Genomic DNA, 16,521 nt, shown 5'->3' on the forward strand with positions numbered 1-16,521 from the left:
GTGGCAATAATGAAAGCTAACTCAGATGAATTGATGACCTTTGTCACCGTTGTAGAATGTGGCAGCTTTAGTCGTGCTGCAGAGCAACTGGAACAAGCAAATTCAGTTGTGAGCCGTACCGTCAAAAAGTTGGAGAGTAAACTTGGTGTGACGTTGCTAAACCGTACAACTCGACAAATCAGTTTGACTCACGAAGGTGAGCACTACTTTCGGCGTGTACAAAGTATCTTGCGGGAAATGGCGACAGCAGAGAATGAAATATTAGACAACCAATTGAATCCTAAAGGGCTATTACGCATTGATGCCTCTACACCGGTGGTATTACACATTTTGGCGCCATTAGTAGCCGAGTTTCGCCAACGTTACCCTTTGGTCACTTTGTCGTTGGTATCATCTGAGACTTTTATTAATCTTATTGAGCGAAAGGTCGATATCGCTATCAGGGTGGGCACGTTACAAGATTCAACTTTACGAGCTAGGAAGCTAATGACCAGTTATCGCCATATTCTAGCCTCACCTGCATACCTCCAACAGCATGGAACTCCACAGACGGTAGTAGACTTACAGCATCATGTTTGTTTGGGATTTAATGATTTACCGACATTTAATCGCTGGCCATTGACTGATTCTGATGGTCAACTCTATGAGATAAAGTCAGATATAACGTCAAACAATGGTGAAACCCAACGGCGGTTATGTCTTGAAGGAAATGGAATTGCTTGCTTATCGGATTTCATGGTTCAGCAAGATCTACAACGCGGGGATTTGATTCCAGTATTGGCAGAGCATACCTTGCCCGTGGCGATGCCCATTAATGCAGTGTATTACAGTGATCAAGCAGTGAGTAACCGTCTGCGTTGCTTTATTGATTTCATAAATGAACGCTTATCTCCGGTAATCCAGACTAAATAAAAAACCACCTCGTATGAGGTGGTCGAATAAGTATGCTGAAAGCTATACATCCCACTGGGGGGCCAGTTCTTCTGGGCTAACCAGTCGTTCCCCACGGTCCAGCGTTGCAATTAACGCCATATCCTCAGCACTTAGGTGTAAAGTTTGCGCCAACAAGTTACTAGCCAAATTATTCACTTTGGTTGATGACGGGATAACACTATAACCTAACTGAATTGCCCAACTTAAAATCACCTGTGCAGGTGTGGCATCATGCTGCTTTGCAATGGCTTTGATAACAGGTTCATCTAATGCCTTACCATAGGCTAGAGTCATATAAGAAGTGATAGAAATATCATTTTCTTTTGCAAACTCAACCACTTTTCTATTTTGTAGTAGTGGAGAGAGTTCAATCTGGTTGGTCGCTATGGCTTCTTTGCCTACTGCAGCGATGGCCTGTTTCATCAAATCGATGGTGAAATTGGAAATACCAATCTGGCGTGTTAACCCTAATGCTTTGGCTTCCATTAACTCGGTCATAAATTCAGAAACTGAAACTTCGCCATTTGGTGAAGGCCAGTGAATTAATGTTAAGTCAACATAGTCTGTTTTTAGCTTCTGCAAGCTCTCTCGCAGGCTAGGAATCAATTTTCCTTGTGCCAAATTAGCAATCCAGATTTTAGTTGTGATAAATAATTCACTACGTTTGATACCACTTTGTGCGATAGCGTTGCCGACGGCAGCTTCATTTTCATAGATTTGAGCGGTATCAATAGCACGATAGCCCAACTTTAAGGCTTGGCTTACGGAATCGATAACAACTTGGTCTTGAAGACGAAAAGTTCCTAGGCCAAATACAGGTATGCTCATCATAATTCCTTGTTTCGCGGATAGTTGTTTTGTTTAAGAGACAATGAATAATCTTCAATCGACCAGAGATAGAGCTAAGCAATGCCCGTCCGATGAAAAACTGAATGAATTATGACAAGTGAGTTATCAGCAAAAAACGTGATATTAGACATAATACTTTTGATTAAAAATCAAGTATCGCCATGTTAGAGCGGGAGTTGTAGAAATAGACTCTTACTCATTTTGCGGGTTTCTTATCAATTGGCGGCTTATTAGTGCATTATGAATGACATAGCCTGAATCTACCTTTGCTCATTAAGAGAACGCCGCGATGTGGTGGGCAAAAGAAATTACTGGGTGGAAAAAGTGAGCGTATAATCAGAGCAGTATCAGCAGCTGTCACTTCAAAAGCTAATGTGATTTCGAATAAGGAATAGACCACCAAAGTGCCGAAACGAACATTTGCAATGCGGTATGTTGCAGGTCAACCGGTTGAACAGATTTTCCCTGGCTCAGCAAAACAGTTGGGGCAGGGGCTACCGCCAGGAGCGCCATTACCGACATCTGAATTTCTTCGTGTAATGGTGTGGAATATCTTTAAACAGCAGCGAGCCGAATGGCTGTCTGTGCTTAAAGAGTTCGGGCGTGATGCTCAACTGATGTTACTGCAAGAAGCACAAACAACACCCGAGCTGGTGAGGTTTGCTACGTCTCACTATCAGGCCGCAGACCAAGTTCCTGCTTTTGCGTTGCCTCAGCATCCTTCTGGTGTCATGACCTTAGCCGCGACCCACCCAGTCTACTGCTGTCCATTACGTGAGAGAGAGCCATTACTACGCTTGTCTAAATCAGCATTAGTCACGGTCTATCCCATCCATGATGGTCGCTTATTGATGGTCGTAAACATTCATGCGGTAAATTTCAGTCTTGGTGTTGATGTCTATAGTAAGCAGCTTGAGCCGATCGGCGAGCAAATCGCCATGCATCGTGGTCCTGTTATTTTGGCTGGAGATTTCAATGCTTGGAGTCGTCAGCGAGTGAATGCGTTGCAGCGTTTCGCCCAAGGGGTGGGGCTGGAGGAGGTTAAGTTTCTAGCGGATAATCGCAGCCGAGCATTTGGGCGACCACTTGATTTTGTGTTTTATCGGGGACTCACGCTGGCTGATGCCTCTGTGTTAGTGACTCGAGCCTCTGACCATAACCCACTTTTAGTCGAATTTGAGCCATAAAAAAAGCACCCCGAAGGGTGCTTTTTAACAGCATTAATCGCGATTCTAGCTTTACGTATCCGGGGTCGATTTGCCGTTAACGAATAACGTCAATTTTAAGCCTGGTTGTAAGTTATTAGCTTTGCTGACTACCGAATTCCATCGCATCACATCATTGGTGTCTACACCGTGACGCTTGGCAATACTGGCAAATGAATCACCCTTACGAACTTGATAGGTGATGCTGTTGCTGGTTGTATTGCTTGCCAGTTGCAGGGTTTGCCCAACTTTTAAGGTACTCTTGGCACGTAAGTTGTTCCAACTCTGCAAATCGCTGGTCTTGATATTCAACCGCTTGGCTATCGAAGATAAAGTATCGCCAGAGCGAACTTTATACTGCGAACTTGATGCTGATTTTGTGCTGTTCTGCGCCAGTTTAGTGGGTTGAACTGCGGCAATATCGGTATCTGCCAATGAATCTTTAAGCTGCTCAGCATGGGCTTTCGGCAACATAATATAACGAGGACCATGACCATCAGGTGCTGTTACATTGCGCTTATACCCAGAATTAAAGGATTTCAACTTTGTCAGTGACATCCCCGCCATCTCAGCCGCCTGAGTTAGCTGTATCTGCTGACCAACATCAACACGCGCAAGTGCACGGTCTTTGTCGGTTTCAGGTAAGGCTAAACCATACTTTTTGCTGTTCTTGATTAAATCACCCAAGGCCAGCATTTTTGGAACATAAATTGACGTTTCACGTGGAAGCGACAAAGCCCAAAAATTCGTCGGTTTACCCTTAGCCTTATTGGCTTTCACCGCTTGCATGACTCTGCCTTCACCGCTGTTATACGCAGCGACTGTTAACAACCAGTCACCGTCAAACATTTTGTTCAGGCGCTCCATCATATCAAGCGCTGCTTTGGTAGAAGCAACCACATCTCTGCGGCCGTCATACCATTGGTTCTGTTTTAAGCCATAATTTCGACCTGTACTCGGCACTATCTGCCATAGCCCTGCGGCGTTGGCGGATGATGTCGCGTGTGGGTCAAAAGCGCTCTCCACTATGGGTAGCAGTACCAGCTCCATCGGCATCTTACGTTTCTTAATCTGCTCGACTATCAGGTACATGTACGGCTCTGCCCGTAATGTTACATCGTGGAGATAGCTCTTATTTTTTAAGTATTTTTGCTTCTGTTCACGGATCCGGGAATTTTCCGGAACCTTCATCTTCAGCTCGTCGCTAATGAAGTTCCACAAATCTTGCTGCGCGAGGCTACTTTCACTATCCAGCCATCGCGCGCTACCCACTCGGGCACTATCTGTGTACTTTCCTGCTTCACTTTCTTGACCTGCCGAAGACAAACTCTGTGCATGCTGTTCTGGTGCCTTCACATCCTGCTTGGACGTCTGGCACCCAACAAGCAAGACTGAGGCGAGTATTATCGCTTTGGTCTTCATGTGTGTGTCAATGTAGTTGCTTAAAAGACGAGCAATCATACTTTGCTTCGACAAAAAACACAACAAAAAGCTTAGAATCGGTCTTTCCGGGCACGTAATTCGGAAAAAACTGAGGCAAGTGAGCTTGGTGGCGAGCTTACGCCTATTTCTCTTTGTAAATCAATGTCATTGCAGCGTAAAAAAACATTAATTTTACGTTCTAAATGCAATTTTACCGGTAGGCTAGGTAGGTTTTTTGCCCGTAATTGCATGATTTCCTGTTGATATGTTGCTATCTCTTGATCTGAAGGCAAGATAGAGCGGGCAAACTTAAGGTTTGCGAGAGTGTATTCATGCGCGCTGCAAATTAAGGTTTCATCTGGGAGTTGCGCGAGCTGTTGAATTGACGTGTACATTTGCTCAGGAGTGCCTTCGAACAACCTACCGCAGCCAGCAGAAAAAAGTGTATCACCACAGAAAAGATAAGGTTTGCTGTAGTATGCGATGTGTCCGAGGGTATGACCGGGTACAGCAAAAACATGGTAGTTTTGGTCGCCAATAGTCAGGTTATCCCCCCCATTTACAATAATGGTGGCACCCTTGTTTGCTGTTTCTTGCGGACCATACACTGGAATATTGGGGAAGTGGTGGCGTAAATCAGCCACACCTCCCACGTGATCGTGATGGTGATGAGTGAGTAATATGGCCTGAGGCGTGTATTGGCCGTGGCTCAGCGCGGTTAATACTGGAGCAGATTCCCCTGGGTCAACGATAATGCAGTGTTTTTGCGGGTTTGCTAAAAGCCAAATGTAATTATCTTGAAATGCAGGAATGCTGATAAGATTCATTGGATACCTCTTTTGTCGACAACTAATTGAATAAGATAATATACCCGTCAAGCAGTGTTCAAATTGGCTTCTGGCTCATTCGTCTCTTGCTTGTCTTTCCCGCACTTTGACATCCATCGGGTAGAAATATGAAACCAGCGCAAACACGCCGAAAGATAGATGCACCCGCATCCTGGGCTGAATTACCTTGGGGAGAGTATTATCGCGCGGCGATTGAGCAACAGTTACAACCTTGGTGGCCCAAATTCTTTGGTTTTCATCTACTGAAAATAGGCCATTTAAGCGCTGAAATCGCCAGTGATACATGCGCAATATCTCATCAGGTTAATGTCGCAGAAGCTGGCCAAAATATGCAGGTACTTGCTAGTGCGTACCAGTTGCCTTTTGCCGAGAAATCAGTCGATGCCTGTTTGTTGTCCCACACTTTAGCCTATTCCGCTGATCCACACCGTATTTTACGTGAGGTCGATCGGGTGCTTATCGATGATGGTTGGTTGGTTATCAGTAATTTTAATCCGATGAGCCTATTGGGCGCTGGAAAGCTGGTCCCGCTATTACGCCAACAGCAGCCTTATGTTAGCCGTATGTTTACCCAGATGCGTTTGTTGGATTGGTTGAGTTTATTGAATTACGAAGTCATGTATTTATCACGCTTTCACGTTTTGCCTTGGCATAAAGGTGGTGGGCGCTTTATCAGCACCCATTTACCTGCGTTAGGCTGTGTTAGCTTGATTGTTGCCCGTAAGCGGACCATTCCACTGACTTTTAACCCGATGAAATTTGGCGCGCGTAAGCCTTGGTTCAGCCGTGCAGTGGGTGCCACTAAAAGTTATCGTGATCGACCTTGAAGACGGCAATCGATTAATTAGGAATATAGCCAGTATCTTCTAACGTCGGGGCGTTAGCGCCTTGGCGTGCAAGTTCATCGCAGCGTTCGTTTTCTGGGTGGCCGGCGTGGCCTTTTACCCATTCCCATTGCACGGTGTGAGTTTGGATAGCGTTATCCAAACGCTGCCATAAATCGACATTGCGCACAGGCTTACGATCTGCTGTTTTCCAACCGCGTTTCTTCCAGTTGTGGATCCATTGTGTAATACCTTGGCGTACATACTGGCTGTCGGTGCTCAGTGTAACTTCGCAAGGTGAGGTCAATGCCTCAAGCGCCACGATGGCCGCCATAAGCTCCATGCGGTTATTTGTGGTCAGGCGGTAACCCGCACTGAAGGTTTTTTCATGCTGTTTGTAACGCAAAATTGCGCCATAACCACCGGGCCCGGGGTTGCCAAGGCAAGATCCGTCGGTGAAAATCTCTACCTGCTTAGTCATCTCTGGTAGACTCTTCCTATCTGTTTAAACGTTAAGTCTGACATAAACGAGCGCTATGAGCACTGGCAATATGATCGTTACACCAACCAGACAGATTGTTCTGGATACTGAAACCACCGGTATGAATAAGATGGGCGTTCATTATGAAGGCCATCGGATTATTGAGATTGGTGCTGTAGAGGTGATCAACCGCCGTCTTACCGGCAGAAACTTCCATGTGTATGTGAAACCCGATCGTCTGGTTGATCCCGAGGCGTACGGCGTGCACGGTATCAGTGATGAATTTTTGGCAGATAAACCCACATTTGCTGATATCGCACCTGAGTTTCTCGAATTTATCCGTGGCGCGGAATTAGTCATCCATAACGCGGCGTTTGATATCGGCTTTATGGATCATGAGTTCCGCATGTTGCAGCAGGACATTCCGAAAACGGAGACCTTCTGTACCATCACCGATAGCCTGTTAATGGCGCGTCGCCTGTTCCCTGGCAAGCGTAATAACCTCGATGCCTTGTGCGATCGCTACCTGATAGATAACACCAAGCGAACGTTGCACGGCGCATTACTCGATGCCGAAATTCTGTCAGAAGTTTATCTGGCAATGACCGGCGGTCAGACATCGCTTTCTTTCTCGATGGAAGGCGATCAGTCTCAGAACGAATCTTCAGAAGATATTCAGCGCATTACTCGACCAGCGTCAGCACTGAAAATTATTTATGCTGCCGATGATGAATTGGCGGCTCATGAGTCGCGCCTTGATCTGGTCATGAAAAAGGGGGGCAGCTGTATGTGGCGGATGCCGCTTGAATCAGAAAATGAGGCAAACGCAGAATAAAACAGCACTCAGTTGAAAAACTGTGCAAATGGCTTATTTTGCTGGAAAAAGTGTTGACGTTTTTACCTTCCGTACGTAATATCCGTCTCGTTCTTAACCGGAACAGCAGCGTGGTGCGGTAGTTCAGTCGGTTAGAATACCGGCCTGTCACGCCGGGGGTCGCGGGTTCGAGTCCCGTCCGCACCGCCAACATTCAGAAGCCCTGAGTTAGCAATAACTCAGGGCTTCGTTGTTTCTATCCGCTGTAAAAAATCTTCGCAGTAAAAAACTCTGCTGGCAATCATCTACAAGCAATGATCTCCAAACAATCATCTACAAACAATTATCTACAAAAAGTCCTCTGCAAACGATCCCCAGCCAACTTGCCGTTTGACTGTAACGTCAAGTTATTTGGGGAAAACTCACTTTTTACTGGGTTACTTTTGCATTGCCCGCTTGAGCAGCGGTATTCACCCAGCCATCAAAGGTGGCCTGATGCGCCTGAATCCAGCCGTTCACGTGACGTTCGATATCCGCATCTGATGATTCACCAGCGTGCATCCGCATGTTCTGAGCGTTCACGTCATTAATGGATAGTTTCATGACGGAAAACAGCTTCGCGGCTGCGGGGTTGGCTTCAGCCCATTTTTTGTTGGCGACGATATGCATCACACTCGGTGGAAAGCCGTAATTCGCGCCATTAGAAAGCTGCGTGTCGATAGTCTTATCGGGCAGGGAAGAGAACGGCACCTGCAACCACACGACATCACGTCCCGGCACTAATACATCGCTGACCCAGTAGGGCGTCCACGTGTAATAGAGGATTGGCTTACCTTCTTTATAGCGGGTGATGGTATCGGCAATCATGGCAGCATAGTTGCCCTGATTATGGTCCACAGTGTCGCTCAGACCGTAAGCCTTGATTTGGTGGTTAATCGGCGCTTCGCAGCCCCAACCTGGGTTACAACCTGTCAGGTCAGCTTTACCGTCGTTATTCGCATCAAACAACTTGGCAATTTTGGGATCTTTTAGCTGCTCAATATTGGTGATGTGGTATTTATCGGCTGTTTTTTTGTCGATCAAATAGCCTTGTGCTAACCCTTCAATATAGTTGCCTTGACGATAAAATTTGGCGTCGCCACCGGCTGAAGCATATTGGTCGTTATGCAGCGGCTCCCAGTTGACGGCCAGAAAGGTCGCATCGCCGGCCGCAATGGAGGCATAGGCGACATTGTAGTCAACTTCTTTGGTTGGCTGGACATCGTAACCGAGCTTCTCAAGGGCTTTATTGACCAGTGAGGTCTGAAAGGTTTCTTCCGAGATAGTACTTTGCAGTGGTTGGACGGTAATGCCTTTACCTGGTAATTCTGCGGCAGATAACTGAGTGCTGATCAGTGTGGTAAGGGCCAAAGCCCAGATTCCTGTCGTGCGCATAATTTTCCCCTTATTCCCATTGTTATTGGCGCGGCTAACTCGACGCCACGCCAATGACTTTGGGTGTCATATTTAGTGCAATGATTTAAAACGAATGAATATTTAAAATTACTGAGTATTTTTAAATGGTTTGGTGAGTAGCCCAATCGGGCCAGTGGTGTACCAGCGGCCAACGCCTTTGCTGCGGCGATCGCGGCCTAATGATTGAGTCAGGCGGTCAAGGATAATCGCCAGAATGACGATACCGACACCACCGACGGCAGCTAGCCCCATATCCAAACGACCAATACCGCGCAGTACCATCTGACCTAATCCGCCAACGGCAATCATCGAGGCGATAACGACCATCGACAGCGCCAGCATGAGCGTTTGGTTCACCCCCGCCATAATGGTGGGCATTGCCAGCGGTAACTGTACTTTGAACAGCAATTGGCGCGGATTAGCACCGAATGACTCTGCGGCCTCGATAAGATCTTCCGGCACTTGCTTGATACCCAAAATAGTCAGGCGGACAATCGGTGGTAAGGCAAAGATAATGGTGACGACGACGCCTGGGACGTTACCGATACCAAATAGCATGACGATTGGCACCAGATAAACGAAGGCAGGGGTCGTTTGCATGGCATCCAACAAGGGCCGAATGATACGAGCGGCATTATTGCTGCGCGCCAGCCATATCCCGAGCGGTAGCCCGATAAGGATACAAAAGAACAGCGAAGTCAGTACCAGCGCCAGTGTCACCATGGCTTGTGACCATGCGCCGATCGCGCCGATGGCAATCAGGGAGACGAGCGTCGCCACGCCCATACCCAAGGTGGAGAACTGCCAAGCAATCAGGGCGAAAACCAGTATTGCCACTGGCGCAGGCATGCCCAGTAATAGATGTTGAAAACCGCTGAGAATAAAGTCTACCGGTACGCGAATACCTTGGAACAGTGGGCGAAAATGCATAACGACCCAATCAATACCGTGGGTAACCCATGAGTCTAGTGGCACCCATGTGGTATGGAACGGGTCCATCAGACTGAAATGTTCAGGTGCTGCGGTTGGCGCGCTGTTCAGCCAGTCGGTATTGTCCATTTGGCCCTGTGCTGCCTGAGCGGCAACCTCATGGCCTGCATTCCCCGCGGCGCGGCTACCCTCGGCCATGCTTGCGCCCCAAGGGTCAGCAGCGGCTGACAGGCTCTGAGTAGGGGTATCCGTCACCACCGGTGCTGTAGACGCAGCGGCATCGGTTGCCCACGGGTTATTGACTGTTTGGTCATTGACCTGGATTTGATCACTCATTTGGCGTCTCCTTATCCAGAGCCTGCAACAGCATGGCTTTGGAAATAATACCGATATAACTGCTGTCTTCACCGACGACTGGCACCGCGCACGGTGCTTGAGCGACCAAAGAAATCAGCTCACTGAGGGGCATTTCTGCGGGAACCGGTGCGGGATCAGCCAGTAAAGCGCTGTCCAACGACTGGTTCTCAGCCAAGGCTTTTTTCAGTGAATCTATCGATACCACGCCAATAAACTTCTGCCCGCGCTCCAGCACATAGCCATAATCGCGGTCTTCATCTTGCAGCAGTTTTAACGCTGAACGCGGGCCGAAACCTGGTGTTTTACGGATTAAGGATACTGGGCGACGGCGTGCAATATCCTTGGCGCTAAAGACATGGCTAATATCCACACCACGGAAGAAGGTGCGCACATAGTCATTGGCCGGTTTGTTCAATATTTCATCCGGCGTGCCGACCTGTACCACTTCACCGCCCTGCATAATGGCAATACGATCGCCAATGCGCATGGCTTCATCCAGATCATGAGAGATAAAAACAATGGTTCTTTGATGTTTGGCCTGTAACTTGACCAGCTCATCTTGCATTTCGGTACGAATTAATGGGTCGAGCGCAGAAAATGCTTCATCCATTAATAGGATATCGGGGTTATTCGCCATGGCTCGGGCTAAACCAACGCGTTGGCGCATCCCGCCAGAGAGTTCATCGGGATAAGAATGGGCGTAATTATCCAGACTAACTTGACGCAATGCCTCCATGGCTTTTTCATGGCGCTCTTGTTGAGGGACGCCAGCCAGCTCCATACCGAATGCGGTATTATCGAGCACGTTTAAATGAGGCATTAATGCAAAGGATTGAAAGACCATACTGATCTTATTACGGCGAACAGTGCGCAGTGCACTATCAGATATTTTGGCAATATCTTCGCCATCGATGAGGACTTCACCACGAGTAGGTTCTATCAGACGATTGAGAAGGCGTACCAGGGTGGATTTACCCGAACCGGATAACCCCATGATGACGAATATCTCGCCTTCTTCAATGGCCAGATTGGCATCTTTAACGCCAACGGACAAACCTGTTTTAGCAAATATCTGCTCTTTATTCTTACCGGATTCAAGCAGCTTAAAAGCCCGTTCGGGATGCTCTCCAAATATTTTATATAGATTCTTTACTTCGAGTTTAATTGCCATGCAGCTGGTGTATTCCTCTGTCAATTTTGAATTATGTTTATTCGATCGATATTATCCTGATGAAAAAATAGAGCGCCATATACCCTAACACAATGAGAATCTGAGACAACCCTCAATGTTCTTATAATCAAATTCAGCGCGATAACGACAGCTATATATATCTTCCCGAAGGGTTAATTTACATGCGTTAATATTGTGGTTTTCTAGGTGTTGTGAATTGACTAATATTGGCGATAAATCCTATCGATAATTAGGTTGTTATTGGGGTGAATATCGAACATATAGGATTAATAATTATACGGGTTATTACTGATTATATTTTACCTGATTTTAGGTGCTCATTAACCTCGAAGGAAAGCATCGTTTTAAGCTTGGAGAAGGCTCCTTTTCCATCAAGAATGAAACGCTGAGTCCCCCTTATACTCTGCTCTGTCGCTAAATGTATCGCCTGATAATAATTTCAGATCCCACTGCTAAATGGAGGCTCTGGACAGCCAAAAGGAGAGTGGGGGAAACGAGCGTTTTTTGGGGTGAGAAAGAGGGGGAATGAGAGGAAAAAAAGAGGCAACCTCATAGCGGCTGCCTATTGGCCTTAGATGCCGATTTTTTACACCCAGGTGTTGAGGGTGAAAACCGGGGTGAAAAAGTTTAAAAATCCCAATCTTCGTCTTCAGTATTGACCGCTTTACCGATCACATATGAAGAGCCTGAACCGGAGAAGAAATCGTGATTTTCGTCTGCATTGGGGGACAACGCGGCCAAAATCGCGGGGCTGACCGCCGCCTGATTTGATGGGAATAAGGCCTCATAGCCTAAATTCATTAATGCTTTATTGGCATTGTAATGCAGGAACTTTTTAACATCTTCTGTCCAGCCGACGTTATCATACAGGTCTTCGGTATAGCGGACTTCATTATCATATAAGTCTTGCAGCAGATCGAATGCGAAATTCTTTATTTCTTGCCGGCGGTTATTATCAACTTTTTCTAAACCTTTTTGGAATTTATATCCAATATAATATCCATGTACTGCTTCGTCGCGAATAATAAGGCGAATAAGATCGGCAGTATTGGTTAACTTTGCTCTGCTAGACCAATACATCGGTAAATAAAATCCCGAATAGAATAAAAATGATTCCAAGAATACACTGGCAATTTTTTTCTTCAGTGGGTCATCATTATGGTAATGCTGAAGAATAATATCGGCTTTCTTTTGCAGTGGGCCATTTTCCTCACTCCAGCGGTAAGCATCATCAACATCTGATGTTAGGCAAAGTGTCGAGAAAATGGAGCTGTAGGAACGGGCATGCACCGCTTCCATAAAGCTGATATTCGAGAATACCGCTTCCTCATGAGGCGTGATCGCATCTTTAATCAGTGCGGGTGCCCCTAATGTATTTTGAATCGTATCCAGCAATGTTAGCCCAGTAAAAACACGAATAGTCAGTTGCTGTTCATGGGGGGTGAGTGTAGCCCAAGAGGGAATGTCATTTGATAGTGGGACTTTTTCCGGTAGCCAGAAGTTTGCCGTCAAACGGTTCCAGACTTCTAAGTCTTTATCGTCTTCAATTTTATTCCAGTTGATAGCACTGACACGCGAGATTGGTTTTACTGTGTTCATAGAGAGACTTCCTTATTAAGCCAATTCTGTTTATTTACAGCGAGCAGGAAAATTTACAGCGAGCAAGAAACACAGCCTTCGACTTCCGTGCCTTCGAGTGCCATCTGACGCAACCGAATGTAATAAATCGTTTTGATCCCTTTTTTCCACGCATATATCTGCGCTTTGTTGATATCGCGGGTGGTGGCGGTATCGCGGAAAAACAGTGTCAGTGATAACCCTTGATCAACATGTTGGGTCGCTTGCGCATAGGTGTCGATGATCTTCTCCGGCCCAATTTGATAAGCGTCTTGATAATACTCAAGGTTATCGTTAGTCATAAAAGGCGCAGGATAATAGACGCGTCCAATCTTGCCTTCTTTGCGGATCTCAATCGGGGAGACGATGGGGTGAATGCTTGATGTCGAATGGTTGATATATGAAATTGAACCAGTCGGTGGAACGGCCTGCAAATTCTGATTATAAATGCCATGTGCCATCACGGATTGGCGCAATGCCGCCCAATCTTGTTGGTCGGGAATATGAATACCTGCGTCGGCAAAGAGTGCCTGTACTTTGGCGGTTTTAGGCTGCCAGTGCTGTTCAAGATATTGAGTGAAATAGCTTCCCGAAGCATAGGTTGATTCATCGAAGCCTTTAAAGTGACAACCTCGTTCTATCGCCAATAAGTTAGAGGCACGGATGGCGTGATATACCACGGTATAGAAGTACATATTGGTGAAGTCGAGTGCTTCTTCTGAACCGTAGAACATACGTTCTCGTGCCAGATAACCGTGCAGATTCATCTGCCCCAGACCAATGGCATGGGATTCCTGATTGCCTTTATCAATAGAAGGCACTGAGCGAATATTGCTCATATCTGAGACTGCTGTTAGCCCTCGGATCGCGGTTTCAATGGATTTGCCAAAATCGGGTGAATCCATGGTGTGGGCAATGTTCAATGAACCCAGATTACAGGAGATATCTTTGCCAATGTGGCGATAACCAAGGTCATCGTTATATTCGGAAGGGGAATTTACCTGCAATATTTCTGAGCACAGGTTACTCATATTGATCCGGCCTTTAATCGGATTGGCACGATTTACCGTATCTTCAAACATCATATAGGGGTAGCCGGATTCAAACTGGATCTCTGCGAGGATCTGGAAGAATTCACGAGCCTTGATTTTGCTTTTGCGGATGCGCTTGTTATCGACCATTTCACGGTATTTTTCGCTGATGCTGATTTCAGACATCGGCATGCCATAAACCTGTTCGACGTCGTAAGGCGAAAATAGGTACATTTCTTCATTATTCTTCGCCAGTTCAAACGTGATATCAGGAATAACCACCCCAAGTGACAGGGTTTTTATCCGGACTTTTTCATCGGCGTTTTCTCGTTTGGTATCGAGAAAACGTAGAATATCCGGATGGTGGGCATGAAGATAGACCGCTCCCGCCCCTTGGCGCGCACCCAGCTGGTTGGCATAAGAGAACGCATCTTCCAGCATTTTCATGATTGGAATGACGCCGGATGACTGATTTTCGATTCGCTTGATAGGCGCGCCGACCTCACGAATATTGCTCAACAGAAAGGCAACGCCGCCACCTCGCTTGGATAGTTGCAACGCTGAATTTATCGAGCGGCCAATGGACTCCATGTTGTCTTCCATGCGCAGCAAGAAGCAGGAAACGAGCTCGCCACGCTGTTTTTTACCACAATTGAGGAAGGTTGGGGTCGCGGGTTGGAAACGGCCAGAGATGATTTCCTCAACCAATTCTCGGGCAAGCTGTGGGTTGCCGGCCGCCAGTGTCAGGGCGACTAAGCAAACACGATCTTCATAGCGTTCCAGATAGCGTTTGCCATCAAAGGTTTTTAGGGTATAGCTGGTGTAATATTTAAACGCGCCAAGGAAGGTCGGGAAGCGAAATTTCTTGCTGTAAGCCTGCTGGAATAAGCTCTTGATAAAGCTAAAATCATACTGATCCAGCACCTCTTTTTCGTAATATTCCTCTTCCACCAGATAATCAAGTTTCTCTTGCAAGTTATGGAAGAAAACGGTGTTTTGATTGACGTGTTGCAAGAAGTATTGCCGCGCCGCCAGTCGGTCTTTATCAAACTGGATACGCCCGTCAGCATCATAGAGATTCAGCATCGCATTCAGTGAGTGATAATCCAGCTCATTGTTGGATGGATCGGTGATTTTCAGTTCTGTCGTTGCCAAAATTCAGTTACTCCCTTGCGCACGTTTGCCACATCTTCTGCTGTACCCAGTAGTTCAAAGCGATACAGATAAGGAACTTGGCACTTCTCGGAAATGATTTTTCCTGCCAAGCAATAGGCGTCGCCAAAATTAGTGTTACCCGCGGCAATAACGCCGCGGATGAATGAACGGTTATGGGGATCATTGAGAAATCGAATAACCTGAATCGGCACAGCACCTATCGGGCTACCACCTCCATAACTGGGTACTAACAAAATATAGGGTTGCTCAACCCGTAACTTTTCTCGTGCACCTGCGATGGGGATGCGTATCGCAGGGAGCGCCAGTTTCTCGACAAAACGATGAGTGTTTTGTGAAGAGCTGGAAAAATAGACCAGCGGGTTCATGCCATTGCCCCCGTTAAGCACCGACAGCTTGAGCCAGAGCGCTTATTTTGTCGGGGCGAAAACCAGACCAATGGTCGTCATGGGTAATAATCACAGGAACTTGCTGATAGCCCAGTGATTTAACATGATTTAATGCTTGAGGATCTTCTGTTAAATCAACTACCTGATAAGTGATTCCTTGCTTATCTAAGGCGCGGTAGGTGGCATTGCACTGGACACAATCGGGCTTACTGTAAATAATAATGCTCATGATTCGCATTTACCTTTTGCATTGAGGAAAGGCGGAATTAGGCGGGTTGTTAGTGTGTCATGACGACCGGCCCCTGATAATCATCCACAGTTTTATTTCCGTAGGTGATGAATAAATACTATATCTAGTATTTATTTAATTCAACCACACTACATGTAGTTATTTGTGTGCAATTTACTAGTGGCACAGTGGCGAAGCTGCCAGCACGGGGCTGACAGCCGAGATGAGTCATAATGAGCAGGCTAAAAATATTTTTAATGCGGAATTATGCTTAATGCAAAATAGTGGCTGGAGGAATTTCTTACTGACGCAGGCTAACCGCTAAGCGGTTAAAGGCATTCATGATACTGATGGCGAAAGTTAAATCAGAAATTTCAGCATCGGTAAAATGCGCTTTTAACGCCTCGAAAGTGTTGTCAGGCGTACCGCTGGTGGTGATATTCGTTACTGCTTCTGCCCAATCCAATGCCGCTCGTTCCGCTTCACTGAAAGCATGACTCAACCGCCACCCCGCGATAGTGTCCATTTTGGCGTCATCAAAGCCATTCTCACGCAGGAATTTGCCGTGCATATTGAGGCAGAATGCACAGCCGTTGATCTGTGAAACTCGCATGAAGATCATTTCTATCATTGCTTTTGGCAATGAACTTTTATCGAGCGTTAGGGATGTATTCACCAATGCTTTGTAAGTCACTGGAGAGAGTTCGGAGAAATAAAGACGTTGTTTAACCATGATATTTACCTGTGAGGTTTGCTGCGAAACAGGTCGCTA

The 16,521-nt window shown here is 46.5% G+C and carries 16 protein-coding genes and 1 tRNA gene; 5 read left to right on the forward strand and 12 right to left on the reverse strand.

Annotated features, from left to right (window positions below; translation table 11 throughout):
* The first annotated feature begins 9 nt into the window (after positions 1–9).
* A complete protein-coding gene (gene yafC / locus DA391_RS05040) occupies positions 10–912 on the forward strand; it encodes a DNA-binding transcriptional regulator YafC (protein WP_050287102.1) in 903 nt (300 codons plus the stop codon).
* Between the two features lie 42 nt (positions 913–954).
* On the opposite strand, the gene dkgB is transcribed toward yafC, so the two are convergent.
* On the reverse strand, positions 955–1,761 hold the full coding sequence (gene dkgB / locus DA391_RS05045; protein ID WP_057651225.1) for a 2,5-didehydrogluconate reductase DkgB: 807 nt from the start codon (positions 1,759–1,761) through the stop codon (positions 955–957).
* Between the two features lie 446 nt (positions 1,762–2,207).
* Between dkgB and DA391_RS05050 the strand changes: the two genes are divergently transcribed.
* A complete protein-coding gene (locus DA391_RS05050) occupies positions 2,208–2,969 on the forward strand; it encodes an endonuclease/exonuclease/phosphatase family protein (protein ID WP_019212294.1) in 762 nt (253 codons plus the stop codon).
* A 51-nt stretch (positions 2,970–3,020) separates the two neighbouring features.
* Here DA391_RS05050 and mltD read toward each other — a convergent pair whose 3' ends face one another.
* Together mltD and gloB are read right to left on the reverse strand one after the other, a co-directional pair.
* Positions 3,021–4,409 (reverse strand): murein transglycosylase D, encoded by a 1,389-nt coding sequence (gene mltD, locus DA391_RS05055; protein ID WP_080986336.1) that lies wholly within the window; start codon positions 4,407–4,409, stop codon positions 3,021–3,023.
* A 71-nt stretch (positions 4,410–4,480) separates the two neighbouring features.
* Entirely contained in the window at positions 4,481–5,236 is a 756-nt protein-coding gene (gene gloB, locus DA391_RS05060) for a hydroxyacylglutathione hydrolase (RefSeq protein WP_050287100.1), read from the reverse strand.
* A gap of 128 nt (positions 5,237–5,364) precedes the next feature.
* Here gloB and DA391_RS05065 point away from each other — a divergent pair, with 128 nt between their 5' ends.
* The gene (locus tag DA391_RS05065) at positions 5,365–6,084 is read left to right on the forward strand and encodes a class I SAM-dependent methyltransferase (protein ID WP_019212291.1); all 720 of its coding nucleotides are present in this window, start codon (positions 5,365–5,367) and stop codon (positions 6,082–6,084) included.
* A gap of 13 nt (positions 6,085–6,097) precedes the next feature.
* On the opposite strand, the gene rnhA is transcribed toward DA391_RS05065, so the two are convergent.
* Positions 6,098–6,562, reverse strand: a complete 465-nt coding sequence (gene rnhA, locus DA391_RS05070; RefSeq protein WP_019212290.1) for a ribonuclease HI — start codon at positions 6,560–6,562, stop codon at positions 6,098–6,100.
* Between the two features lie 70 nt (positions 6,563–6,632).
* Here rnhA and dnaQ point away from each other — a divergent pair, with 70 nt between their 5' ends.
* Both dnaQ and DA391_RS05080 read left to right on the forward strand, forming a co-directional pair.
* Positions 6,633–7,397, forward strand: a complete 765-nt coding sequence (gene dnaQ / locus DA391_RS05075; RefSeq protein WP_050287099.1) for a DNA polymerase III subunit epsilon — start codon at positions 6,633–6,635, stop codon at positions 7,395–7,397.
* A gap of 112 nt (positions 7,398–7,509) precedes the next feature.
* Positions 7,510–7,586 (forward strand) — tRNA-Asp (locus DA391_RS05080).
* Positions 7,587–7,805: 219 nt separating this feature from the next.
* Here the strand turns inward: DA391_RS05080 and proX are convergent.
* The 8 genes from proX to DA391_RS05120 all read right to left on the reverse strand — a co-directional run bounded on the left by proX (position 7,806) and on the right by DA391_RS05120 (position 16,482).
* Entirely contained in the window at positions 7,806–8,810 is a 1,005-nt protein-coding gene (gene proX / locus DA391_RS05085) for a glycine betaine/L-proline ABC transporter substrate-binding protein ProX (protein ID WP_049608030.1), read from the reverse strand.
* A 108-nt stretch (positions 8,811–8,918) separates the two neighbouring features.
* Positions 8,919–10,097 (reverse strand): glycine betaine/L-proline ABC transporter permease ProW, encoded by a 1,179-nt coding sequence (gene proW / locus DA391_RS05090; protein WP_108087420.1) that lies wholly within the window; start codon positions 10,095–10,097, stop codon positions 8,919–8,921.
* On the reverse strand, positions 10,090–11,289 hold the full coding sequence (gene proV / locus DA391_RS05095; protein WP_019212287.1) for a glycine betaine/L-proline ABC transporter ATP-binding protein ProV: 1,200 nt from the start codon (positions 11,287–11,289) through the stop codon (positions 10,090–10,092). The genes proW and proV overlap by 8 nt, the downstream gene beginning before the upstream one ends.
* 648 nt (positions 11,290–11,937) lie before the next feature.
* The gene (gene nrdF / locus DA391_RS05100; protein ID WP_057651221.1) at positions 11,938–12,909 is read right to left on the reverse strand and encodes a class 1b ribonucleoside-diphosphate reductase subunit beta; all 972 of its coding nucleotides are present in this window, start codon (positions 12,907–12,909) and stop codon (positions 11,938–11,940) included.
* A gap of 53 nt (positions 12,910–12,962) precedes the next feature.
* Positions 12,963–15,113, reverse strand: coding sequence for a class 1b ribonucleoside-diphosphate reductase subunit alpha (gene nrdE, locus DA391_RS05105; protein ID WP_050874234.1), 2,151 nt, complete (start codon positions 15,111–15,113; stop codon positions 12,963–12,965).
* Positions 15,095–15,499 carry a class Ib ribonucleoside-diphosphate reductase assembly flavoprotein NrdI gene (gene nrdI / locus DA391_RS05110; RefSeq protein ID WP_050082126.1) on the reverse strand — a complete coding sequence of 135 codons (405 nt, stop codon included), beginning with the start codon at positions 15,497–15,499 and terminating at the stop codon, positions 15,095–15,097. The genes nrdE and nrdI overlap by 19 nt, the downstream gene beginning before the upstream one ends.
* A gap of 13 nt (positions 15,500–15,512) precedes the next feature.
* Entirely contained in the window at positions 15,513–15,749 is a 237-nt protein-coding gene (locus DA391_RS05115) for a redoxin NrdH (RefSeq protein WP_050287097.1), read from the reverse strand.
* 301 nt (positions 15,750–16,050) lie between these two features.
* Complete coding sequence (locus tag DA391_RS05120) at positions 16,051–16,482, reverse strand: carboxymuconolactone decarboxylase family protein (protein WP_050287096.1); 432 nt, start codon at positions 16,480–16,482, stop codon at positions 16,051–16,053.
* Positions 16,483–16,521 lie beyond the last annotated feature (39 nt).

Origin of the sequence: Yersinia massiliensis, assembly GCF_003048255.1 — a bacterium.
GTDB lineage: Bacteria > Pseudomonadota > Gammaproteobacteria > Enterobacterales > Enterobacteriaceae > Yersinia > Yersinia massiliensis_A.